Genomic DNA, 22,209 nt, shown 5'->3' with positions numbered 1-22,209 from the left:
GGCCCGGCGTTCGACGCGTACGGGGGAAGTCTCGCGGACTCAGTGCGCCTTGACGCCGAGACCCGCCGCGGACATCACCTTTGCGACCACGGCCGAGCCGAGGACGAGCGCGACGCCGATCCAGAACAGCACCCAGGCAGGGCCCATCAGCAGCGCCACGCCGCCCACGGTGAAACCGATCAGGCAGATGACGACCGCGGTCCAAGCGGCCGGGGAGGAACCATGCATCGTGCGAAACCTCTCTACGACGGGTCGTGCTCGCAGGCGAGCGTCAGGGGGACGTGCTCAGCCTAGACGGTCGGGTCCTCGCCGCGGTCGAGAGCCTTCCACGGGTCGTCGTCGGCCTCGGCGCGCTGCTGCCCGACCGAGTCGTAGCGCCGGCCCATCGACGGCCAGTGCCGCCCCCAGCGCACGACCGCCGCACCCGCGAGCGCGGACACGACCAGCGCCGCGAGGCAGGCCCAACGCCACGCCGTCGTCGTCGCCTCGTCGGCGAGCCGCTCCTGCAACGCCGCGTCGCCGGCCATCGCGGGCGAGTCGGCCAGCGAGGAGACGAGGGCGTCGTGCACCGCGTCACCGCCGGTCACCACCGCCACCGCAGCACCGAGCGACGCGAGCGCCACGACGAGGCCGACGCCGGTGCGGACCCGCCCGGCGCTCGCCAGGACGGCGACGCTGCCGGCGAGCGCGACCAGGGCGAGACCGCCCACGACCGGGAGCGCGTCGTTGCCGCTGACCGACACCGCGTCCCGCGCCAGGCCCTGGGTCTCCACCGTGACCTTGGACCACGGCTGCGACGCGGCGAAGAACGCCGCGGCGGCGCCGACGACACCGAGCAGGACGGTCAGGCCGTAGCCTCGACGGCTCACTGGCCCGGCTCGAGCAGGACGTCGGCGTCGAAGCAGGTCCGCGCGCCGGTGTGGCAGGCCGGCCCGGTCTGGGCGACCTTCACGAGCAGGGTGTCTCCGTCGCAGTCGAGACGGACCTCGCGGACGTGCTGGACGTTGCCCGAGGTCGCGCCCTTGACCCAGTACTCCTGGCGGCTGCGGCTCCAGAACGTCGACCGTCCTGACGTCAGCGTCCGGCGGAGCGCCTCGTCGTCCATCCACCCCACCATGAGCACCTCGTGGGTGTCGGCCTCCTGCACGACGGCAGGGACGAGTCCGTCGGCGTCGCGCTTGAGCCGAGCGGCGATCGCGGGGTCGAGGCGTGCGGTGTCAGTCACGCCAGCCATTCTCCCAGGTCGCACCAGCGGCGTCGTCGACGCCGTCGGGCGACGGGGAGGCCTCGATCCCGAGGTGAGCCTGCGCGACCCAGGAGGCGTGCAGGCGGGCGTACGTGCCGTCCGCGGTGGCCAGACGGGCGTGCGGGCCGTCCTCCACGAGGCGGCCCGCGTCGAAGACGAGGACCCGGTCGGCGGCCTCGGCCGTCGAGAGCCGGTGGGCGATCACCACGGAGGTGCGGCCGGCGAGGAGGTGCTCGAGCGCGCGGGACGCCCGCATCTCCGTCTGCGGGTCGACGGCGCTCGTCGCCTCGTCGAGCACGAGCAGGTCGGGGTCGGCGAGGTAGGCCCGCACCAGCGAGACCAGCTGCCGCTCCCCTGCCGACAGCGACTCGCCGCGCTGCCCCACCTGGGTGTCGAGCCCGTCGGGCAGGGTCGCGAACCAGTCGTCGAGGCCGAGCGCGGTGAACGCCGCCCGCATCTGCTCCGGCGTCGCCGCGAGGTCGCCGTAGCGGAGGTTCTCGGCGAGCGAGGCGTCGAAGAGGAAGCCCTCCTGCGGCACCATCACGACGCGCGACCGCAGGGTCGCGAAGCCGACCTCGCGCAGGTCCACGCCGTCGAGGGTGACCGTGCCGTCGCTCGGGTCCGACAGGCGGGTCAGGAGCTTGGCGAAGGTGCTCTTGCCGGAGCCCGTCTCGCCCACCACCGCGACCCGCTGGCGTGCCGGGATGGTGACGTCGACGTCGTGGAGCACGTCCGGCCCGCCGGGGTAGGCGAAGCGCACGTGGTCGAAGCCGACCTCCAGCGCCCCGTCGCGGAGCCGCGAGACGCCCTCGCCCGGGTCGCGGACGTCGGCCGGGGTGTCGAGGATCTCGATCACGCGCCGCCACGAGGAGATCGCGTTCTGCGCCTCGGTCAGGACCTGCGTCGCGGTCTGGACCGGGCCGACGAACAGCGAGACGAGGAACGCGAACGCGATCACGCCGCCGAGGGTGAGGTCGCCGGCCACGCCGAGCAGGACGCCGACGACGATCACGGCGGCGTTGGCGAGACCGCCCGCGACGCCCGCCGAGGCGAACGTGCCCGCGACCAGCCGCTGCGCGCGCACGTTGGCCCGCAGGTTGGCGTCGATCGCGTCGTCGATGCGGTGCTGGGTGCGGCGCTCGACGCCGTACGCGCGGACCACCGACGCTCCGACGACCGGCTCCGCGATCACGCCGAGCATCGTGCCGACGGTGGCCCGCGCGTGGTCGTACGCCCGCGACATGCGGCCCTGCAGCGCGACCAGCGTGACCACCAGCGGCACGAAGCACGCCCAGACGACGAGGGTGAGCTGCCAGCTGTAGAACGCCATGATGACCGTCGCGACCGCGACCTGGCCGATGCTCGTGACGATCATGATCCCGTTGAACTGCAGGAACAGCGACACCTGGTCGATGTCGGAGGTCACGCGCGAGACCAGCGCGCCGCGACGCTCGCGGTTCTGGGTGAGCACCGAGAGGTCGTGCACGTGCCGGAACGCCTTGACCCGCAGGTCGGCGAGCCCGCGCTCGCTCGCCGTGAACAGGCGGACCTTCATGGCCCACGCGCAGACGGCGGTCAGGAGCACGATGACCGCGGCCAGCGCGCTCCACCGCAGGACCACGCTCTCGTCGGGACCGCTCTCGGCGGCGAGGCCCTGGTCGATCGCGACCTGGACGACGATGGGGACGACGGCGCCACCGACGGTGCTGAGCGCGGCGAGCAGGAGGGTGAACGGCAGGCCCTTCGCGAGTGCGGGCGACAGCGCGAACCCGCGGCGGATGACGGCCAGCCCGCGGACGCGCGGCGTCCCGGGCCCTCCCACGCCGGTCACCGCCTCCGCGGGAGCCACCGCCCTCGTCCGGGTGCTCACGGTGCCTCCCGTGTGTGGTCGTAGGCCTGCACGATGTCGGCGTACTCCGGGGAGCGCGCGACGAGCTCCGTGTGCGTCCCGCGGTCGACGACGCGGCCGTCCCGCAGGAACAGCACCTCGTCGGCGAGGGCGATCGTGGCCTTGCGATAGGCGACGACGAACACCGTGGGGCCCTCGCCGGAGGCGGTGGACCGAGCGAGCGCAGACAGGATGCGCTGCTCGACGTCGGGGTCGAGCGCGCTCGTGGCGTCGTCGAGGATGAGCAGACGCGGGTCGCGCACCAGCGCACGGGCGAGGGCCAGACGCTGCCGTTGTCCTCCCGAGAGCGTCGTGCCGCGTTCGCCGAGCTGCGTGGCGACGCCGTCGGGGAGCGCGTCGACGAACGCGCTCGCCTGCGTCAGCTCGAGCACCTCCCGCAGCTGCGCGTCGTCGACGGCGGTGCCGAGGGTGATGTTGTCGCGGACGGTGTCGTCGAAGATGAACGTGTGCTGCGGCACCAGGGCGACCGCCTCGGCGAGCGCGTCGTGGGTCAGCGACGCGATGTCGGTGCCGTCGAGCCGGACCGTGCCGGCGTCGGGGTCGACGAGGCGGTCCAGGAGCGAGGCGAGCGTGCTCTTGCCCGAGCCGGTCAGCCCGACGACCGCGGTGACGGTGCCCGGCTGCAAGGTGAAGCTGAGGTCGTCGAGGACGGGGCGACGGGGGTCGTACCCGTACGCCACCTGATCGACGTCGACGCGCAGCGCCCCGTCGCCCGGCAGCACCTCGCGCCCGTACGGCATGTCGCCCGTCGCGCGCAGCACGGCCTGGATGCGGTCCCAGCCGACCACGGTGCGCGGCAGCTCCCCGAGCACCCAGCCGAACGCGCGCACGGGGAAGCCCACGACGGTGAACAGGTAGGCCACCTGGACCACGGCCCCGGCCTCGATGTCGCCGGCGATGACGCGCTCGACGCCGATCACGACGACGAGCAGCACGGCCAGGTTGGGGAGCATCTCGATCACCGGGTCGAACACCGAACGGATGCGGCCTGAGGCGACGTTGGCGTCGCGCAGCTCCTCCGTGACGGCCGCGAAGCGCGCCGTCTCCTCCTCCTCGCGGCCCAGCGTCTTGACGACGAGGGCGCCGTCGAACGACTCGTGGGCCACCGCGCTCACCTGGCCCCGCAGCTCCTGCGCCCGGGTGACCCGGGGCGACAGCAGGCGCTGGTAGCCGACGTTGACGGTGAAGAGGAGGGGGAACACGACCAGGCCGACGATCGTCAGCACGATGTCGGCGGTGAGCATCGCCACGACCGCGGTGACCAGCATCGCGGCGACGCCGACCGCCATCGGGAGCGGCATCATGACCGCCCAGGTGGCCTCCACGTCGGCGTTGGCGTTCGACAGCAGCTGGCCGGTCGGGTGGCGCGCGTGCCACGACATCGGGAGGGCGAGGTAGCGGCGGGTGACCTTGCGCCGGTACGACGCCATGAGGCGGTAGTAGACGATGCCGCCGACGAGACGGCGCACGATCACGCCCCAGGCCCGCAGGAGCGCGACCGACAGGAAGAGCAGGCACGCGACGACCGCGGCACCCGTCGCGATCTCGCCGTCACGGAAGGACGGGACGACCACGTGGTCGGTGGCCCAGCCGAGCACCCAGGCGTCGGCGACGGTCATCGCGCCGTAGACGAGGGAGCCGAGGACCGCGAGCGCGAACCGGCGCTTCTCCTCGGCGACCCCGATGCCGATGATGCCGAAGCCGCGGCGCGTCACGCTGCGGGCGGGGCGTACGGCGGTGCTCACCGTACGACGTGCCCGGCGGCGCGCAGGGCGTCCTTGACCTCGCCGATCGTGAGCACGCCGAAGTGGAAGACGCTCGCGGCGAGCAGCGCGTCCGCGCCGGCGTCGACCGCCTCGCAGAAGTGCTCGGCGGTGCCGGCGCCGCCGCTGGCGATCACCGGCACGTGCGTCACGGCGCGGGCGGCCCGGATCATCTCCAGGTCGAACCCGTCGCGCGTGCCGTCGGCGTCCATCGAGTTGAGGAGGACCTCGCCGATCCCCAGCTCGGTGGCCGTGCGGACCCACGCGATCGCGTCGCGTCCGGCGGAGCGGCGGCCGCCGTGGGTCGTGACCTCGAAGCCGGAAGGCTGGTCGGCGGCGCGGCGCGCGTCGACGCTCAGCACGAGCACCTGGTTGCCGAACCGCTCGGCGATCTCCGCGATCAGCTCGGGACGCTGGAGCGCGGCGGTGTTGACGCCGATCTTGTCGGCCCCGGCGCGCAGCAGGCGGTCGACGTCGTCGACGGTGCGGATGCCGCCGCCGACCGTGAGCGGGATGAAGACCTGCTCCGCGGTCTGCGAGACGACCTCGAACGTCGTGGCGCGGGCGTCGGAGGACGCGGTGATGTCGAGGAAGGTCAGCTCGTCGGCTCCCTCGGCGTCGTACACCCGGGCCATCTCGACGGGATCGCCGGCGTCGCGGAGGTCGACGAAGTTGACGCCCTTGACGACGCGTCCCGCGTCGACGTCGAGGCAGGGGATGACGCGAACCGCCAGCGTCACTTCGCGCTGTCCTGGGCTGCGTCGGAGACGGCCGCGAGCGCCTCGGGGAGCGTGAAGTTGCCGGCGTACAGCGCGGTGCCGATGATCGCGCCCTCGACGCCCTCGTCGACGAGGCCGGCGATCGCGCGCAGGTCGTCGAGGGTCGTCACGCCGCCGGAGGCGACGACCGGACGATCCGTGGCGGCGCAGACGTCGCGCAGCAGCTGGAGGTTGGGGCCCTGCAGCATGCCGTCCTTGTTGACGTCGGTGACGACGTAGCGCGCGCATCCCTCGGAGTCGAGCCGTGCCAGCACCTCGTACAGGTCACCGCCCTCGCGGGTCCACCCGCGCGCGGCGAGGGTGCGGCCGCGGACGTCGAGGCCCACGGCCACCCGGTCGCCGTACGTCGCGATGGCCTTGGCGCACCAGTCGGGGTTCTCGAGGGCGGCGGTGCCGATGTTGACGCGGCGGCAGCCGGTCGCCATCGCGCGGTCGAGCGAGGCGTCGTCACGGATGCCGCCCGACATCTCGACCTTCATGTCCACCGCGTCGACGATCTGCGCGAGGAGCTCGGCGTTGGAGCCGCGCCCGAACGCGGCGTCGAGGTCCACGAGGTGCAGCCACTCCGAGCCACCCTCCTGCCAGCGCAGCGCGGCCGAGACGGCGTCGCCGAAGGTCTTCTCGGAGCCGGCCACCCCCTGGACGAGCTGGACGGCCTGTCCCTCGATGACGTCGACGGCGGGGAGGAGCTCGAGCGTGGTCACGTCCTCGATCGTACTGACCGGGTCGGACGGAGGTGCCGGAGGCCAGGACTCGGGACGGCCGGGCTCAGGCGACCGCGACCGGGTGCCGGACGACGGCGGAGAAGAAGTAGCCGCCGTCGTTGAAGGGCACCTCGTCCGGCTGGGTGCGGCCGGCAGCGTCGGTCGCCCGGGCGAGCAGGACGTGCTCGCCGGACCCGCGAGGACGCCACGGGTACGACCACTGCGTCCAGCCCTCGCCCCGGCGGCGGCCCAGCCGAGCCGCGCCCCACGTCTCGCCGCCGTCGGTGCTGACCTCGACCCGCCGGACCGGCGCCGCGCCCGACCACGAGCGTCCGGTGAGGACGGTACGCCGGCCCGCAGGGATCTCCGCGCCCCGCGCGAGCTCGAACGCCGACTTCACCGGCGTCACCGTCAGCGGCGGCGCGTCGGCGGGATACGCAGGCCCCGTCATCCGGTACCACTTGGTGTTCCAGGGCGAGGTGAGCGTGGACCGGGACACCTCGAGCTCGCCGAGCCACTTGATGCTCGCGATGCCGATCCAGCCGGGCAGCAGGAGCCGTACCGGGAATCCGTGGTCGGGCAGCAGCGGACGCCCGTTCATCGCGTACACGAGCAGCGCGTCGTCGACCGCCTTCGCGACCGGGAACGGGCGCCGGACGGCTCCGTAGTCGACTCCCCCGCTCACGTACGGCGCGTCGAGCCCCGTGGCCTGGACGTCGACGGCGTCGCGGCGCAGTCCGAGCCGCCGCAGCACCAGCGAGAGCGGCACGCCGGTCCACCGCACCGTCCCCACCGCCCCGAGCTGCCACGCCGTCCCGCTGGCCGGCGTCCCCTGCTGGGTGGCGAAGAAGCTGCGTCCGTTGCCGGTGCACTCGAGCACCGTGGTGGCGGTGCGTGCCGGGAGCCGCAGGAGGTCGCGGTAGGTCAGCACGTGGGCGCGCTCGGCCGTCCGCGGGTCGGCCAGGCCGTCGCCGTGGATCCGCAGCTCCCACGTCGCGGCGTCGATGACCGGCGTGCTCGTGTGGTTGCGGACGAACAGCCGCTCCGGTGCGGTCAGGTAGCGGCGCGGGTCGACCGAGTCCCAACGCATCTCCGCGTTCGTGCCGAACGGCGTGAACCACTCGGTCGGGAGCGGCTTGAGGATCGGTCCGGACGGTACGGCGGTGGCCGGCGCCGACGGTGCGGTGACGGCCGCGGCGGGTGAGCCGCCGACGGCGCGGGCGGCGACCAGGGCGGCGGCGGCCCCGGCACCGAGCCGGAGGACGTCGCGGCGGGCGTACGAGGACGGCGAGTCGGGCGACATGCCCGCGACGCTAGGGACGCGCGGCACCGCCGGGCAGGGTTTCGCGCACCCCGATCACAACCGCGCGCCACTCTGGGCGCACGCGCGGGGCTCAGGACAGGGACGTGACCCAGTTGCGCAGCAGCGCGGCGCCGGCGTCGCCGGACTTCTCGGGGTGGAACTGCGTGGCCGAGAGCGGGCCGTTCTCCGCCGCCGCGACGAAGCGGTCCCCGCCGTACGACGTCCAGGTGACCCGCGCCGGCATCGCCGGGTTGGGCTGCTCGAGCTCCCAGCGGCGTACGCCGTAGGAGTGCACGAAGTAGAACCGCTCGTCGGCGATCCCGTCGAAGAGCGTCGTCCCCTCCGGGGCGTCGACCGTGTTCCAGCCCATGTGCGGCACGATGTCGGCGTCGATCCGCTCGACGGTGCCCGGCCACTCGCCGCACCCGTCGGTCGTGACGCCGTGCTCGATCCCGGTCTCGAACAGGATCTGCATCCCCACGCAGATCCCGAGGACCGGCCGGCCTCCCGCGAGCCGCCGCCCGATGACCTGTTCGCCGCGCACGGACCTCAGCCCGCGCATGCAGGCGGCGTACGCTCCGACGCCTGGCACCACGAGCCCCCGGGCGCCGAGCGCGGTGTCGAAGTCCGCCGTCAGCGTCACGTCGGCGCCGGCGCGTTCGAGCGCCCGCACGGCCGAGCGCAGGTTGCCCGACCCGTAGTCGAGGACCGCGACGTCCGCCGTCATCGCTCTACCCTCTGTGCTCGCGCGCTCACAACGCCCCCTTGGTGCTCGGCACGCCGGTCTCCCGCGGGTCGATCTCGACCGCCTGGCGCAGCGCACGCGCGACCGCCTTGAACTGCGCCTCCGCGATGTGGTGCGGGTCGCGGCCGGAGACGAGACGGACGTGCATGGTCAGCCCCGCGTGGTGCGCGAGCGACTCGAGGACGTGCTGGGTGAGCGAGCCGCTGTACTGGCCGCCGATCACGACCGTCACCTGCGACTCGGGCTCACCGGCGTGGACGAAGTACGGCCGCCCCGACACGTCGACCACGGCTTGCGCGAGGGCCTCGTCGAGCGGCACGAGCGCGTCGCCGTACCGGCGGATGCCCGCCTTGTCGCCGAGCGCGGCGCGGATCGCCTCGCCGATGCAGATGGCGGTGTCCTCGACGGTGTGGTGCGCGTCGATGTGGAGGTCGCCCTCGGACCGCACGGTGAGGTCGATCAGCGAGTGGCGCGACAGCGCGGTCAGCATGTGGTCGTAGAAGCCGACGCCCGTCGCGATGTCGTGCGTCCCGGTGCCGTCGAGGTCGACCTCGACCACGACGTGCGACTCCGAGGTCTTGCGCTCGACGCGGGCGCGTCGCGGACCGGTGGTCTCGATCGTGGTCATGCCTTCTCCTGGGTCGCAGCCTGACGGGTCGGGAGGGTCTCGAGGGTCGCGACGAGCGCGTCGCGGAACGCGGCCATCTCCTCCGGCGTGCCGACGCTCACGCGCAGCCAGCCGTCGGGTCCGGTCTCGCGGATCAGCACGCCGTGGTCGAGGATGCCCTGCCACACCGCGTGCCGGTCCTCGAAGGTCCCGAACAGGACGAAGTTGGCGTCGGAGTCGACCACGTCGAAGCCCTGCTCGTGGAGCCACCGCGCGGTCTCGTCGCGGGTCTCGCGCAGGTCGGCGACCCGGGCGAGCATCTCGTCGGCGTGCCGCAACGCCGCCAGCGCGACGGTCTGGGTCACCGCCGAGAGGTGGTACGGGAGGCGGACGATCCGCAGCGCGTCCACGATCGCGGGATCGGCCGCGAGGTAGCCCAGGCGGCCGCCGGCGAACGCGAACGCCTTGCTCATGGTGCGCGTGACGATCAGGCGCGGGTAGTCGCCGAGCACCGACAGCGCGGTCGGCGTGTCCGGCCTGCGGAACTCCGCGTACGCCTCGTCGAGCACCACGATCCCCGGCGCGGCCTCGCAGATCGCGCGTACCGCGTCGAGGGTCAGCGACTCCCCCGTCGGGTTGTTGGGCGAGGCGAGCAGGACCACGTCCGGCTGCTCCGCCGCGATCAGCGCCAGCGCCGCGTCGACGTCGAACGTGAAGTCCTCGGCACGGCGCCCGGTGACCCAGCGGGTGTGGGTGTTGCGGGCGTACTCGGGATACATCGAGTACGTCGGGGTGAACGACGCCGCCGTGCGTCCCGGGCCGCCGAAGGCCTGGAGGATCTGCTGCATGACCTCGTTGGACCCGTTGGCCGCCCAGACGGCCTCGGGACCGAGCCCGTGCCCGAGGTACGACGCGAGCGCCGTCCGCAGCGCCCACGCCTCGCGGTCCGGGTAGCGGTTGAGGTCGGTCGCCACCACGCGCAGCGACTCGGCGATGTCGTCGGCGGTCGCCTTCGAGGGACCGTACGGGTTCTCGTTGACGTTCAGCTGCACCGGCACGTCGAGCTGCGGCGCGCCGTAGGGCTCGTACGGGCGCAGGTCGTCGCGGATCGGCAGCCACTCGGGAACGGTCACGACGCGCTCCCCTCGGGGGCGTCGAGGCGGATCGAGACCGCCGCGCCGTGCGAGGGCAGGTCCTCGGCCTCGGCGAGGACCACGACCTTCGGGCCGATCTCGCGCAGGGCCGGCTCGGCGTACGACACGACCTGCATGCTCTTGCAGAACGAGCGCACCGAGAGGCCGGACGAGTGGCAGGCGCAGCCCGCCGTCGGCAGCACGTGGTTGGACCCGGCCGCATAGTCGCCGAGCGAGACCGGCGACCAGCTGCCCACGAACACCGCACCGGCGTTCTCGACCCCGGCGGCGACCGCGTCCGCGTCGGCGGTCTGGATCTCGAGGTGCTCCGCGGCGTAGGCGTTCACGACGTCGAGCCCCTGGGCCACGTCGCGGACCAGGACGGTCGCGGACTGCGGGGAGACCAGCGCCGTCTCGATCCGCTCGGCGTGCTTGGCGGCCGGCACCTGGCGGGCGAGCTCCGCGTCGACGGCGTCGGCGAGGGCCGTGCTCGGGGTGACCAGCACCGCGGCGGCGAGAGGGTCGTGCTCCGCCTGGCTGATGAGGTCCGCGGCCACGAACGACGGCGTGGCGGTGTCGTCGGCCAGGATCGCGATCTCGGTCGGCCCCGCCTCGGAGTCGATGCCGGTCACGCTCTGGACCAGCCGCTTCGCCGCGACGACGTAGATGTTGCCCGGCCCGGTGACCAGGTCGACCGGCTCACACGGACCTGCGCCGTAGGCGAACATCGCGATCGCCTGGGCCCCGCCCACGGCGTACACCTCCTCGACGCCGAGCAGCGCGCACGCCGCCAGGACCGTCGGGTGCGGCGCGCCCCCGAACTCGCGCTGCGGCGGCGTCGCCAGGGCCAGCGAGCCGACGCCCGCGACCTGGGCCGGGACGGTGTTCATGATCACGCTCGACACCAGCGGCGCGAGGCCGCCGGGCACGTAGAGGCCGACGCGTCCGACCGGCACGATCCGGCGCTCGACACGCGCGCCCGGTGCCACCTCGGTGACCACGTCGCGCTCGAGCTCCGCCTCGCACGTCGCGCGGAGCCGGGCGATGGACTCCTCGAGCGCCTCGCGGACCTCCGGCGCCAGCGTCGTCAGGGCGGCGGCGATCTCCTCTGCCGGCACGGCGATCGTGTCGCGCTTCACCTGGTCGAAGCGCTCCGTCGCCTCGAGCACCGCCTCCACACCCCGGTGTCGCACGCCCTCGACGATCGGACGGACGACCTCCACGGCCGCCTCGACGTCGAACGGCGCGCGCGGGAGCAGCGCGCGGTACTGCGCGGGAGTCGTCCCCGCGGGGGTCTCCCGCAGGTCGGTGCGACGGATCATGTGCCAAGTCTACGGAGGAGGACGCGTCTTCCCCGTCGCTGCCCGCTCCGCGGTTAGGCTGGCGGCGTGGCACGCGCGATCCCGCTCTTCCCCCTCGGAAGCGTCGTCCTCCCGGGACAGACGGTCTCGCTGCACGTCTTCGAGGATCGCTACCGCGAGCTCGTCGCCTACCTGCTCGGCCTCCCCGAGGAGGAGCGCCGGTTCGGCATCGTCTCGATCCGCGAGGGCTACGAGGTCGGCGCGAGCGGCGTCCAGTCGATCCACCGGGTCGGCGTCGAGGTCGCGCTGACCGAGGTCACGGGCTACGACGACGGGCGGTACGACGTCACCGTGGACGCCATCGGTCGGATCCGCCTCGACGCGGGCGTCACCGGCGAGAGCTTCATGTGGGGCCATGTCGAGGACCTGGACGAGCCGGTCGGCGAGGGCGCGACCGCGGCTGCGGACCGGGCGCACGCGGTGTTCGACGCCTACCGGACCGAGCTCAACCGGTTCCGGCTGGACGCGAGCGTCGACGACCTCCCCGGCGACCCGGTCGACCTGTCCTACCTGCTGGCCTCGAGCGCCGTCCTCACCCTCCCCGACCGGCAGGACCTCCTCGAGGCCGACGACGCGGCCGAGCGGCTGCGCCGCTACCACCACCTGATGATCACCGAGATCGGCGCCATGCGCGCGGTCCCGAGCCTCCCCGCCGTCGACGTCGCACGCACCGCCTGGTCTCCTAACTGACATGGCCAAGAAGCAGTCCACGGGCACCCCGGCGACCCGCGTCCTGGAGACGTCGGGTGTGCGCTGGTCCGCCCACCCGTACGACCACGACCCGCGCGCTGCCTCGTACGGGCTCGAGGCGGCCGAGGCCCTGGGGGTCACGGCCGAGCAGGTCTTCAAGACGCTGCTCGCCGACTGCGACGGGGCGCTCGTCGTCGGCGTGGTCCCGGTCGACGCGCAGCTCGACCTCAAGGCGCTGGCGAAGGCCGTCGGCGCCAAGAAGGCCGTGATGGCCGATCCCGCCCAGGCGGAGCGGACCACGGGCTACGTCGTCGGGGGCATCTCTCCGCTCGGCCAGAAGCGCGCTCTGCCGACGGTCGTCGACGCCAGCGCGGAGGCCTGGGAGACCGTCTACGTCTCCGGTGGTCGCCGCGGCTTCGACGTGGGCCTCGGGCCGGCCGACCTCGTGGCGCTGACGCGCGCCACCGTCGCGGCGATCGCGCGCCGCTGAGCGACCGCGCCGAGCGACCGCCGCGTACCGACCGCCGCGTACCGGGCGGAGTGGACCTGCCGCTGCTAGAGTCCGCGCGTGTCGCACGAGCGCGAGGCAGGCACCACGATCCGACGTCCCGGACGTTGGGTCCTCCGGCACGTCGAGCGTTCCGGCTGGTTCACGACTCTCGTCAGCTGGGACCTGCGCGACGGGACGGTCGCACGCTGGGAGTCCCGCACGGCGCGACGGCGCGGCTGGGTCGCCCTCCACACCGCTGACGGCACGCCCGCAGGGGTCATCGCGGCCGAGCCGGCCACGGCACGCCGCCTGGGGCGGCTCAACCTCGTCGCCGCGATCTCGTTCGTGCTGGGCGGGTCGCTGTTCGCCGCGGGCGCCGTCGTCGCCCAGGTCGGCGCCGGCGGACCGAGGACGGCCGACGTCGTCTACCTGGTGGGCGGGTTCTTCTTCAGCCTCGGCGGGTACGTCTCCGTGGTGCAGGCGATCAACGCCCCGACCGAGATCGACGAGCACGGTTCGCTCAGCTCGACCGGATGGCGGTGGTGGGCGCTCAAGCCCCGCGACATCGGCTGGATGAGCGCGACCGTCCTGTTCGTGGGCACGCTGTTCTTCGCGGTCTCGCTGGTCGGCGCCTTCGCGCAGAACCTGACCGCACGGCAGTCCGACGGCTGGGTGTGGCTGCCCGACATCATCGGCTGCGTCTGCTTCCTCGTCTCGGGCCACCTCGCCTTCCTCGAGGTGTGCCACGGGAAGCTCGGCGTGCGTGCCCACGACCTGGGTTGGTGGGTCGTGGCCGTCAACCAGCTCGGATCGGTCCTGTTCTTCCTGGCCGGAGTCGCGGCGTTCGTCCGGCCGGCGACGTCCACGGTCGTCAACATCGGGCTGGTCAACTGGGGGACGTTCGCCGGCGCCGTCGGCTTCGTGATCGGCGGCGTCCTGCAGGCCTTCGAGCGCCCCGCCCGCCCCTCATCGCCCGGCCGCTCGTCCGCGTTGTGAAGGGTTGCGGTCGGTTCGCCAGCCCAGAAACCGACCGGAACCCTTCACAACGGGGACGGAGAGGGCTCGGTGTCAGCCGGGCTCGACCACGCCGGACGGCTTGGCCGGGTCCCAGCGCAGCAGCGCGCCGATCCCGTCGGTGAGCAGGTCGTCGTCGCCGTACACGATCGTGATCCCGGCGTCCTGCTGAGCGGCGGCCGTGCCGAGCGCGAGGTCAGCGCGCCGTGCCCGGGCGTCGCCCGACGACAGCTGGCGGATCTCGTCGCGGTGCATCGATAGCTCCAGCGGCTTGTCGCCGACCCAGACCTTGACCTCGGCCAGCGAGCTCACGGGTCCGGCGACCGCGTCGGAGATGAGGAGCTCCTCGACCTGGGCCTTGCGCAGCGCGTCGATGACCCGGTTGATGCCGGTCACGGCCATCGCGTTGCGCCCGAGCTCCTGACGGAACCGGTCGACCGACGCCGTACGACGCCGGACCCGGAACGCCTCCACGACCTCGTCGACCCGCGTCTCGAACGTGCTGTTGATCCCGTTGTTGCGGGCGCCGCCCTGGACGTGCTCGGTGATGTCCTTCGCGGCGACACCGAGCGCCCCCTGCACCAGGGCGACCGCGCGGACGTCGCCCGTGACGACCATCAGGTCGGGGCGGCGCTCGCTCACGATCCGGTCGAGGTCGGCGGCGACGGTCTCGGCGTTGCGTTCCCACGAGTCCTCAACGCGGCTCTCGATCCGCTTGTGCGACAGCCCGCCGCCGCGGATCTTGTTGAGCACGTCGTGGGTGCCGTCGACGCTCTCGCGCACCGGCGCTCCGCCGACGGCGCCGGACGTGGAGTCGTACAGCGTGATGTCGGCACCGGTCCGGTCGACCTCGGCCAGCAGGTAGCGGACCGTGTCGTCGGCCTCACGGGCCAGGGCGAACACGTCGGGGCCGAGCGACAGGACGGCCTCGTCCTTGCGGGGCGGGAAGAGGAGCAGGCGGTCCATGAGGATCCCTGCAGACCCCGCCACGATCAGGCGTCCGTGCGGGCCGGCGCCGCGCGTGGGCTGCAGCGCCTGCTCCTCCAGGACCGCCGACATCTCCGGTGTGATCCCTTGCCCGTCGAGCGACCGGCGCAGCTCGGACCAGCGCGCAGCGACGGCGCGGTCCCCGCTCTCTGTGTCGCGACTCGCGTCCATGACGACGGTCGCCAGCAACTCGTCGGACGGAAGCTGCTCGGTCAGCCACTGGAAGTGCATCCGTGCCCCTCTCTGCGGTGGGATCCCGATCCCGCCGGCGGGTCGCCGCTACGCGTGCCCCCGCGGCAGGTCATCGGCTTGCCTCCACCCTGCCCCAGCACGACGATGCGGACAACCGCGATGCACCCCGGAAGGAGTCGTCCGGGGTCGGCGCCCTCAGCCCCCGACCGACGGCAGCGGCTCGTCCGCGTGGTGGTCCTCCGCCGGCTCGCGCGGAAGAACCAGCCACGACACCAGGAGCAGCGCGAGGAGCGCCGCGACGGGCCACACGAACAGGACCCCGTACGCGTCGAGACCGACCTGCGCGGAGACGAGGGCACCAGCCGGTCGGGATCCGACGGTCGGCTCCGGCGGCCCCGCGATCACGCCGGCGCCCCAGGCGACCAGAGCGCCGAGCGCGCCGCCCAACGCGGTGCGCGCGATGACGGCGTTGCCCCCGTCCCGCCCCCACCGCCAGGTGGCGAAGCCGCCCCACAGGCCTGCCGCCACGGCGCCGACCCACACGTACGTGACGAGCACGCCGAACTGCGCGGTCGAGGCAGCCTCGTCCGCGCTCAGCCCGGACTGGTCACCCACGCGGATCACGGTGTACTCGATGGGATCGGCGAGCCAGGCCCAGACGACCCCGGCGACCGCACCCACCACGACGAACCCGAGCACGGTCGCGAAGGCGCCCTTGCGTGTCCTGCGCACTCGTTCCTCCTGTGAGCTCCCGTGCCCGACGGCACGGGGCTCCATCCTCTCCCACCGGCCCAGCGGCGCGGTCACACGGTCACGAGGCCAGGCACCCGGGGCCGAGCAGGGCCTTGAGGTCGGCGATCAGCGACGACGACGGGCTCACCCGAAGGCGAGGGTCGAGCCGCATCAGCTTGGTGCTCTTGCTGCCGACGAGCCGAAGGTGCACCTCGGTGGCGCCCGGGTGGCTCGAGAGGACGTCGCGGAGCTGGTCGAGGGTCGGCGGGGTGCACCGCGCGGTCGGGATCGAGATCACGACCGGGCCGTCGTCGCCCACGCTGAGGTCGGCCGCGGTCAGCTCGGTCGCCGAGATCTCGGGTGTGTCCTCCTTGCGCTTGAGGCGACCCTTGACGACGACCACCGCGTCCTCGACGAGGAGATGGCCCGAGAGCGTGTAGACCGATGGGAAGAGCATCACGTTGACCGCGCCCTCGAGGTCCTCGACGGTCACGATCGCCCAGGGGTCGCCCTTCTTGGTGAGCTTGCGCTGGATCGAGGTCACGAGCCCGGCCACGGTGATCTGCGCACCGTCCGGTCGCTCCTCGTCGGCGATCACGTCGCCGATCGTGCAGTCGCTGGTCGCGCGCAGGACGTGCTCGAGGCCGAAGAGCGGGTGGTCGGAGACGTACAGGCCGAGCATCTCGCGCTCGTGGGCGAGCAGCGTCGTCTTGTCCCACTCGTCGAGGTCGGGCACGACCACGGCCGCTCCGGCGAAGCCCGCGTCCGCGTCGTCGAGGCCCGCGAACAGCGAGTCCTGACCGATCGCCTCGTTGCGCTTGATGTCGACGTACTGGTCGACGGCGTCCTCGTGGATCGTCACGAGGGCGCGGCGGTGGTGCTTGAGCGAGTCGAAGGCGCCCGACTTGATGAGCGACTCGATCACACGCTTGTTGCAGACGACCGGCGGGACCTTCTCCATGAAGTCGGCGAAGTCGGTGAACGGGGACTTCTCCGTCCGGGCCTCCACGATCGCGTCGACGACGTTGTGGCCGACGTTGCGGACCGCCGACAGGCCGAACCGGATGTCAGGGCCGACCGCCGTGAAGTTGGCCTCGGAGTCGTTGACGTCGGGCGGGAGCACCTTGATCCCCATCCGCCGGCACTCGTTGAGGTAGATCGCGGACTTGTCCTTGTCACCCCGCACGCTGGTGAGGAGGGCCGCCATGTACTCGGCCGGGAAGTGCGCCTTGAGGTAGGCGGTCCAGTAGGACACGACACCGTACGCGGCGGAGTGCGCCTTGTTGAACGCGTAGTCGGAGAACGGGAGCAGGATGTCCCACAGCGTCTTGATCGCCGCCGCGGAGAAGCCACGCTCCGTCATGCCGGCGGAGAAGTTCGCGAACTGCTTGTCCAGCTCGGACTTCTTCTTCTTGCCCATCGCGCGGCGCAGCAGGTCGGCCTGTCCGAGCGAGTAGCCCGCGAGCTGCTGGGCGATCGCCATGACCTGCTCTTGGTAGACGATCAGGCCGTACGTCTCACCGAGGATGTCCTCGAGCGCGTCCGCGAGGTCGGGGTGGATCGGCTCGACCTTCTCGCGGCCGTTCTTGCGCCGGGCGTACTTGTTGTGGGAGTCGGCGCCCATCGGCCCGGGGCGGTAGAGCGCGCCCACGGCCGAGATGTCCTCGAAGCTGTCGGGGCGCATGCTGCGCAGGAGCGCCCGCATCGGCCCGCCGTCGAGCTGGAAGACGCCGAGGGTGTCTCCGCGCGACAGCAGCGCGAACGTCTCCTCGTCCGCCAGCTCGAGGTCCTCGAGGACGACCTCCTCACCGCGGTTGCTCCGGATGTTGTCGAGCGCGTCGTCGAGGACCGTGAGGTTGCGCAACCCCAGGAAGTCCATCTTGATGAGGCCGAGCGACTCGCACGTCGGGTAGTCGAACTGGGTGATGATCGCGCCGTCCTGCTCGCGCTTCATCACCGGGATGATGTCGAGCAGCGGCTCGCTCGACATGATGACGCCGGCCGCGTGGACGCCCCACTGGCGCTTCAGGCCCTCGAGCCCGACCGCCGTGTCGACGACCCGCTTGGCGTCGGGGTCGGTGTCGTAGAGCGACCGGAACTCGCCGCCCTCGTTGTAGCGGGCGTGGTCGGCGTTGAAGATCTCCTTGAGCGGGACGTCCTTGCCCATCACCAGCGGCGGCATCGCCTTGGTGATCCGCTCCCCCATCGAGAACGGGTAGCCGAGGACCCTCGAGGCGTCCTTGACGGCCTGCTTGGACTTGATCGTGCCGTAGGTGACGATCTGCGAGACGCGGTCGTCGCCGTACTTCTCGGTGACGTAGCGGATCACCTCACCACGCCGGCGCTCGTCGAAGTCGACGTCGAAGTCCGGCATCGAGACACGGTCGGGGTTGAGGAACCGCTCGAAGATCAGGCCGTGGACGATCGGGTCCAGGTCGGTGATGCGCATCGCGTACGCGACCATCGATCCCGCGCCGGAGCCACGGCCCGGCCCGACGCGGATGCCGTTCTCCTTGGCCCAGTTGATGAAGTCGGCGACGACGAGGAAGTAGCCGGCGAAGCCCATCTTGAGGATGACGTCCACCTCGAAGTCGGCGCGCTTGCGCACCTCCTCCGTGATGCCGTCCGGGTAGCGCTCGGCGAGGCCCCGGTCGACCTCCTTGAGCAGCCAGGTCTCCTCCGACTCGCCGTCGGGCACCGGGAAGCGCGGCATGTACGTGCCGACGCCCTCGCTGAACTCGACCTCGCAGCGCTGCGCGATCAGGAGGGTCGACTCGCAGGCCTCGGGCAGCCCGGCGTCCTGCTCCCAGATCTGCCGCATCTCCTGCGGGGACTTGATGTAGTAGCCGTTGCCGTCGAACTTGAAGCGCGTCGGGTCGGCCAGCGTCTTGCCCGACTGGACGCACAGCAGCGCCTCGTGGGCCGTCGCGTCGTCGGGGTGCGTGTAGTGGGAGTCGTTGGTCGCGACCAGCCGGAGGTCGAGGTCCTTGGCCAGGCGGAGGAGGTCGTCCCGCACCCGGGTCTCGATCGAGAGCCCGTGGTCCATCAGCTCCACGAAGAAGTTGTCGCGGCCGAAGATGTCCATGAACTCGGCCGCCGACTGGCGGGCCTTCGCGTAGTCGCCGATCCGGAGCCAGGTCTGCACCTCGCCCGACGGGCACCCGGTGGTCGCGATGAGACCCTCGGCGTACTCCGAGAGCAGCTCCCGGTCGGCGCGCGGCTTGTAGAAGAAGCCCTCGATCGAGGAGCGCGACGACAGGCGGAAGAGGTTGTGCATGCCGGTCGTGCTCTCGGCCAGCAGCGTCATGTGGGTGAAGGCACCACCGCCGGAGACGTCGTCGCTGCCGCCCTTGTTCCACTGGACGCGCTTGCGCTCCGTGCGGTGCGTGTCCGGCGTGAGGTAGGCCTCCATGCCGATGATCGGCTTGACCCCGGCCGCCTTCGCCTTGGAGTAGAAGTCGTACGCGCCGAACACGTTGCCGTGGTCGGTCATCGCGATGGCGTCCATCCCCAGCTCCGCCGTCCGCGCGAACATCTCGCTCAGTCTCGCCGCGCCGTCGAGCATGGAGTACTCGGTGTGGACGTGCAGGTGCACGAACGAGTCGGCGCTCGACATGGGGGTGGGGCCTCCTCAGGCACGCGGACGGGAGGGGAAGAGGAGTTCAGATTAGACGACGGCGACCCACACAAAAAGCAGGCTCACCGACCCCCGCCGACGACGGCTCGGGCGGGGTCGTGAAACGGCCGTCAGTCGGCGTCGCGGATGACCTCGAGCGCGTGCTGGAGATCGGCCGGGTACGGCGATGCGAACTCCACCCAGTCCCTGGACCGAGGGTGCTCGAAGCCCAGCCGGACGGCGTGCAGCCATTGCCGGTCCAGCCCCACGCGCGCCGTCAGCGTCGGGTCGGACCCGTACAGCGGGTCGCCCACGCACGGGTGCTTGAGCGCCGCCATGTGCACCCGGATCTGGTGCGTACGCCCGGTCTCGAGCTTGATCTCGAGCAGGCTCGCGAAGCGGTGCGCCTCGAGCGTCTCGTAGTGGGTCACGCTCGCGCGTCCGTCGGCCATCACCGCGAACTTCCAGTCGTGCTTGGGGTGGCGCCCGATCGGGGCGTCGACGGTGCCCTCGAGCGGGTCCGGGTGACCCTGGACGAGGGCGTGGTAGGTCTTGTCGACCGTACGGTCGCGGAACGCGCGCTTGAGGACCGTGTAGGCGTGCTCCGACTTCGCGACGACCATCAGGCCGCTCGTCCCCACGTCCAGCCGCTGCACGATGCCCTGCCGCTCCGGCGCTCCGGAGGTGCTGATGCGGAACCCCGCACCGGCGAGGTGACCCACGACGGTCGGACCGGTCCAACCGACGCTCGGGTGCGCGGCGACGCCGGCCGGCTTGTCGACCACGACGATCTCGTCGTCGTCGTGGACGATCCGGAGGTCCTCGACGATCTCGGGGACGATCTCGGCGACGTCGCGCTGCCGCGGGATCGCCACCTCGAGGAACGCTCCCGCCTCCACCCGGTCCGACTTCGACGCGGGACGGTGGTCCACCGTCACGTGCCCGTCGGTGACGAGCTCGGCGACGCGCGTGCGCGAGAGGCCGAGCAGACGGGCCAGCGCGGCGTCGAGACGCTCGCCGGCCAGCCCGTCCGGCACGAAGTAGGCCCGTTGCTCGGCGTCGGCCGCAGCGTCGGTCATGCCGGGTCCGGGTCGGAGCCGGACTTCTTCGCCATCCTCGTACCGTCCAGCCCGACTCCCCGCACCGTCTGGAGCACGATGATCACGGCGGCGACGTTGATCATCACGTCGGCGACGTTGAACACCGGCCAGTTCGGCGGCCAGTCGGGGAACTGGAGGAAGTCGACCACGTGCCCGCGCAGCGGGGACGGCTCCCGGAAGATCCGGTCGGTGAGGTTGCCGAGCGCCCCTGCCAGGAGCAGTCCCAGGCCGATCGCCCACAGGGGGTCGCGCAGCTGGCGTGCCATCCGGACCACGACCACGCAGACGGTGAGCGCGATGACGGTGAGCACGATCGTGAACCCGGTGGCCATCCCGAACGCGGCGCCCGGGTTGCGGACGAACGTCAGGTGCAGCACGTGCGGGATGACGACGACGGGGTCGGCGTCCTCGAGACGGGCGACGGCGATGATCTTGGTGGTGAGGTCGATGAGGTACCCGACGACCGCCACCACCGCGAACAGCACGATCCGTCGGGATCGTGCCGTGGGGCGGTCGGCGTCGTTGTCGGGGGTCAGCGACGTTCCTCGCGTTGCTTGCATGACATGCACAGTGTGGCACGGGGGAACGCCATCAGCCGCATCTTCCCGATCGGCTGCCCGCAGTTCTCGCAGTTGCCGTAGGTGCCGGTCTCGATCCGGCCGAGGGCCTTCTCGACCTGGATCAGCAGCTCGCGGTGGTTCGCGGCGAGCGACATCTCGGCATCGCGCTCGAGGGAGGTCGACCCCACGTCGGCCTGGTCGTTGCCCGCGCCGTCGACTCCCCCGCTGAGGAGGTCGGCGAGCCCGCGCTCGGCGATGCCGATCTCCTCGAGGAGACGGGTGCGGTCCGTCAGGAGCTCGCTCCGGACCTCCTCGATCTCCTCGGCGGTCCACGGATCCTCGTCGGGCTTGACGGCCAGGGTCCCGGTCGTCGTCGTCGGGTTCGTCACAGTGCTCGATGCTCCTGTCGTGCGCGTCTTCTTGGCCGCGACCCGGGTGGTCGCGGGTGCCGCCGTCTTGGCGGACGTCTTCTTGGCTGTCGTCTTCTTGGCGGTCGTCTTGGCGCTCGTCTTCTTGGCGGTCGTCTTCTTGGCGGTCGCGGCCTTCGTGGCCTTGGGTGGAGCCGACTTCTTCGCCGCGGTCTTCTTCGCGGGGGCGGCCTTCTTCGCGGCCGTCTTCTTGGCTGGCGTCGCCTTCTTCGCCGCGGTCTTCTTCGCCGCGGTCTTCTTGGCCGGCGTCGCCTTCTTCGCCGCGGTCTTCTTGGCCGGAGTCGCCTTCTTCGCAGCCGTCTTCTTCGCCGCGGCCTTCTTCGCCGCGGTCTTCTTCGCCGGCGTCGTCTTCTTCGCCGCGGTCTTCTTCGCCGGCGCCGCCTTCGTCGCGGACGCTGCCTTCTTCGCAGCCGTCTTCTTGGCGGGCGTCGCCTTCTTCGCCGGCGCGGCCTTGCTGCCGACCTTGCGTGCCGCAGCCTTCACCGCCGCAGCGCCCCGCGAGACGGCGCTCGGCTTCCTGGTCTTCGTCGTGCTCGCCATCTCTGGCCCCCTCGATGTGCACGAAATGCCACACATCGAGGCGATCCGGCCCGGATTGCCTCGATGTGACGTGGTGCCCGAACTGTAGGCGCGCTCTCGGACGTTCACAAGCCGATTTGCCCCGTGTCGCCCGCCAACCGCGTCGTACCCAGGGCTGGACTAGACTCGAGGCAGCCGCAGGCATCGAAGGGGACACGCGGCGCGCGACATCCTGTGCCGAAGCGATCCGGGGGCGGTGGGAGCCCGGAGCACAGCGCACGCCGTATCACCCCGGAGCCGCCGGAAGAACGGTGCTCGCCCGAGCACCCAG

The 22,209-nt window shown here is 72.1% G+C and carries 21 protein-coding genes; 3 read left to right on the top strand and 18 right to left on the bottom strand.

All coding sequences use genetic code 11. From position 1 onward, the window contains the following. Positions 1-39: 39 nt before the first annotated feature. The 12 genes from ACQSSQ_RS08095 to hisD form a co-directional block, all read right to left on the bottom strand. Positions 40-228, bottom strand: coding sequence for an HGxxPAAW family protein (locus ACQSSQ_RS08095; RefSeq protein WP_431326521.1), 189 nt, complete (start codon positions 226-228; stop codon positions 40-42). 62 nt (positions 229-290) lie between these two features. Continuing rightward, positions 291-869, bottom strand: a complete 579-nt coding sequence (locus ACQSSQ_RS08090; RefSeq protein ID WP_431326520.1) for a Trp biosynthesis-associated membrane protein — start codon at positions 867-869, stop codon at positions 291-293. Continuing rightward, a complete protein-coding gene (gene hisI / locus ACQSSQ_RS08085; RefSeq protein ID WP_431326519.1) occupies positions 866-1,234 on the bottom strand; it encodes a phosphoribosyl-AMP cyclohydrolase in 369 nt (122 codons plus the stop codon). Before hisI ends, ACQSSQ_RS08090 begins: the two co-directional genes overlap by 4 nt. After that, on the bottom strand, positions 1,218-3,116 hold the full coding sequence (locus ACQSSQ_RS08080; RefSeq protein ID WP_431326518.1) for an ABC transporter ATP-binding protein: 1,899 nt from the start codon (positions 3,114-3,116) through the stop codon (positions 1,218-1,220). Before ACQSSQ_RS08080 ends, hisI begins: the two co-directional genes overlap by 17 nt. Then, positions 3,113-4,900 (bottom strand): ABC transporter ATP-binding protein, encoded by a 1,788-nt coding sequence (locus ACQSSQ_RS08075; protein ID WP_431326517.1) that lies wholly within the window; start codon positions 4,898-4,900, stop codon positions 3,113-3,115. Before ACQSSQ_RS08075 ends, ACQSSQ_RS08080 begins: the two co-directional genes overlap by 4 nt. After that, the gene (gene hisF, locus ACQSSQ_RS08070; RefSeq protein WP_431326516.1) at positions 4,897-5,658 is read right to left on the bottom strand and encodes an imidazole glycerol phosphate synthase subunit HisF; all 762 of its coding nucleotides are present in this window, start codon (positions 5,656-5,658) and stop codon (positions 4,897-4,899) included. The genes ACQSSQ_RS08075 and hisF overlap by 4 nt, the downstream gene beginning before the upstream one ends. After that, positions 5,655-6,401, bottom strand: coding sequence for a bifunctional 1-(5-phosphoribosyl)-5-((5-phosphoribosylamino)methylideneamino)imidazole-4-carboxamide isomerase/phosphoribosylanthranilate isomerase PriA (priA, locus tag ACQSSQ_RS08065; protein ID WP_431326515.1), 747 nt, complete (start codon positions 6,399-6,401; stop codon positions 5,655-5,657). The genes hisF and priA overlap by 4 nt, the downstream gene beginning before the upstream one ends. Before the next feature lie 64 nt (positions 6,402-6,465). After that, positions 6,466-7,704, bottom strand: coding sequence for a molybdopterin-dependent oxidoreductase (locus ACQSSQ_RS08060; RefSeq protein ID WP_431326514.1), 1,239 nt, complete (start codon positions 7,702-7,704; stop codon positions 6,466-6,468). 91 nt (positions 7,705-7,795) lie between these two features. Next, complete coding sequence (gene hisH / locus ACQSSQ_RS08055) at positions 7,796-8,431, bottom strand: imidazole glycerol phosphate synthase subunit HisH (RefSeq protein ID WP_431326513.1); 636 nt, start codon at positions 8,429-8,431, stop codon at positions 7,796-7,798. A 25-nt stretch (positions 8,432-8,456) separates the two neighbouring features. Then, positions 8,457-9,077 carry an imidazoleglycerol-phosphate dehydratase HisB gene (hisB, locus tag ACQSSQ_RS08050; RefSeq protein ID WP_431326512.1) on the bottom strand — a complete coding sequence of 207 codons (621 nt, stop codon included), beginning with the start codon at positions 9,075-9,077 and terminating at the stop codon, positions 8,457-8,459. Beyond that, positions 9,074-10,189, bottom strand: coding sequence for a histidinol-phosphate transaminase (locus ACQSSQ_RS08045; RefSeq protein WP_431326511.1), 1,116 nt, complete (start codon positions 10,187-10,189; stop codon positions 9,074-9,076). The genes hisB and ACQSSQ_RS08045 overlap by 4 nt, the downstream gene beginning before the upstream one ends. Continuing rightward, on the bottom strand, positions 10,186-11,511 hold the full coding sequence (gene hisD, locus ACQSSQ_RS08040; protein ID WP_431326510.1) for a histidinol dehydrogenase: 1,326 nt from the start codon (positions 11,509-11,511) through the stop codon (positions 10,186-10,188). Before hisD ends, ACQSSQ_RS08045 begins: the two co-directional genes overlap by 4 nt. A 66-nt stretch (positions 11,512-11,577) precedes the next feature. Between hisD and ACQSSQ_RS08035 the strand changes: the two genes are divergently transcribed. The 3 genes from ACQSSQ_RS08035 to ACQSSQ_RS08025 all read left to right on the top strand — a co-directional run bounded on the left by ACQSSQ_RS08035 (position 11,578) and on the right by ACQSSQ_RS08025 (position 13,726). After that, entirely contained in the window at positions 11,578-12,240 is a 663-nt protein-coding gene (locus tag ACQSSQ_RS08035; RefSeq protein WP_431326509.1) for an LON peptidase substrate-binding domain-containing protein, read from the top strand. A 1-nt stretch (position 12,241) separates the two neighbouring features. Next, positions 12,242-12,730, top strand: a complete 489-nt coding sequence (gene ybaK, locus ACQSSQ_RS08030; RefSeq protein ID WP_431326508.1) for a Cys-tRNA(Pro) deacylase — start codon at positions 12,242-12,244, stop codon at positions 12,728-12,730. 78 nt (positions 12,731-12,808) lie between these two features. Further along, a complete protein-coding gene (locus tag ACQSSQ_RS08025; protein ID WP_431326507.1) occupies positions 12,809-13,726 on the top strand; it encodes a hypothetical protein in 918 nt (305 codons plus the stop codon). A 72-nt stretch (positions 13,727-13,798) separates the two neighbouring features. On the opposite strand, the gene ACQSSQ_RS08020 is transcribed toward ACQSSQ_RS08025, so the two are convergent. The 6 genes from ACQSSQ_RS08020 to ACQSSQ_RS07995 form a co-directional block, all read right to left on the bottom strand. Beyond that, entirely contained in the window at positions 13,799-14,962 is a 1,164-nt protein-coding gene (locus tag ACQSSQ_RS08020) for a baeRF2 domain-containing protein (protein ID WP_431326506.1), read from the bottom strand. Positions 14,963-15,118: 156 nt separating this feature from the next. Continuing rightward, positions 15,119-15,655 carry a hypothetical protein gene (locus ACQSSQ_RS08015; RefSeq protein ID WP_431326505.1) on the bottom strand — a complete coding sequence of 179 codons (537 nt, stop codon included), beginning with the start codon at positions 15,653-15,655 and terminating at the stop codon, positions 15,119-15,121. A 79-nt stretch (positions 15,656-15,734) separates the two neighbouring features. Next, complete coding sequence (gene dnaE / locus ACQSSQ_RS08010) at positions 15,735-19,271, bottom strand: DNA polymerase III subunit alpha (protein ID WP_431326504.1); 3,537 nt, start codon at positions 19,269-19,271, stop codon at positions 15,735-15,737. 131 nt (positions 19,272-19,402) lie between these two features. Beyond that, positions 19,403-20,350, bottom strand: coding sequence for an RluA family pseudouridine synthase (locus tag ACQSSQ_RS08005; protein ID WP_431326503.1), 948 nt, complete (start codon positions 20,348-20,350; stop codon positions 19,403-19,405). Next, positions 20,347-20,931 (bottom strand): signal peptidase II, encoded by a 585-nt coding sequence (gene lspA / locus ACQSSQ_RS08000; RefSeq protein WP_431326502.1) that lies wholly within the window; start codon positions 20,929-20,931, stop codon positions 20,347-20,349. Before lspA ends, ACQSSQ_RS08005 begins: the two co-directional genes overlap by 4 nt. Next, positions 20,904-21,899 (bottom strand): TraR/DksA family transcriptional regulator, encoded by a 996-nt coding sequence (locus ACQSSQ_RS07995; RefSeq protein WP_431326501.1) that lies wholly within the window; start codon positions 21,897-21,899, stop codon positions 20,904-20,906. The genes lspA and ACQSSQ_RS07995 overlap by 28 nt, the downstream gene beginning before the upstream one ends. Positions 21,900-22,209 lie beyond the last annotated feature (310 nt).

Source organism: Mumia spirodelae, from assembly GCF_050632745.1.
GTDB lineage: Bacteria > Actinomycetota > Actinomycetes > Propionibacteriales > Nocardioidaceae > Mumia.
Note: the sequence above shows the minus strand (reverse complement) of the source record. Positions and strands in the feature narration are given on the sequence as shown.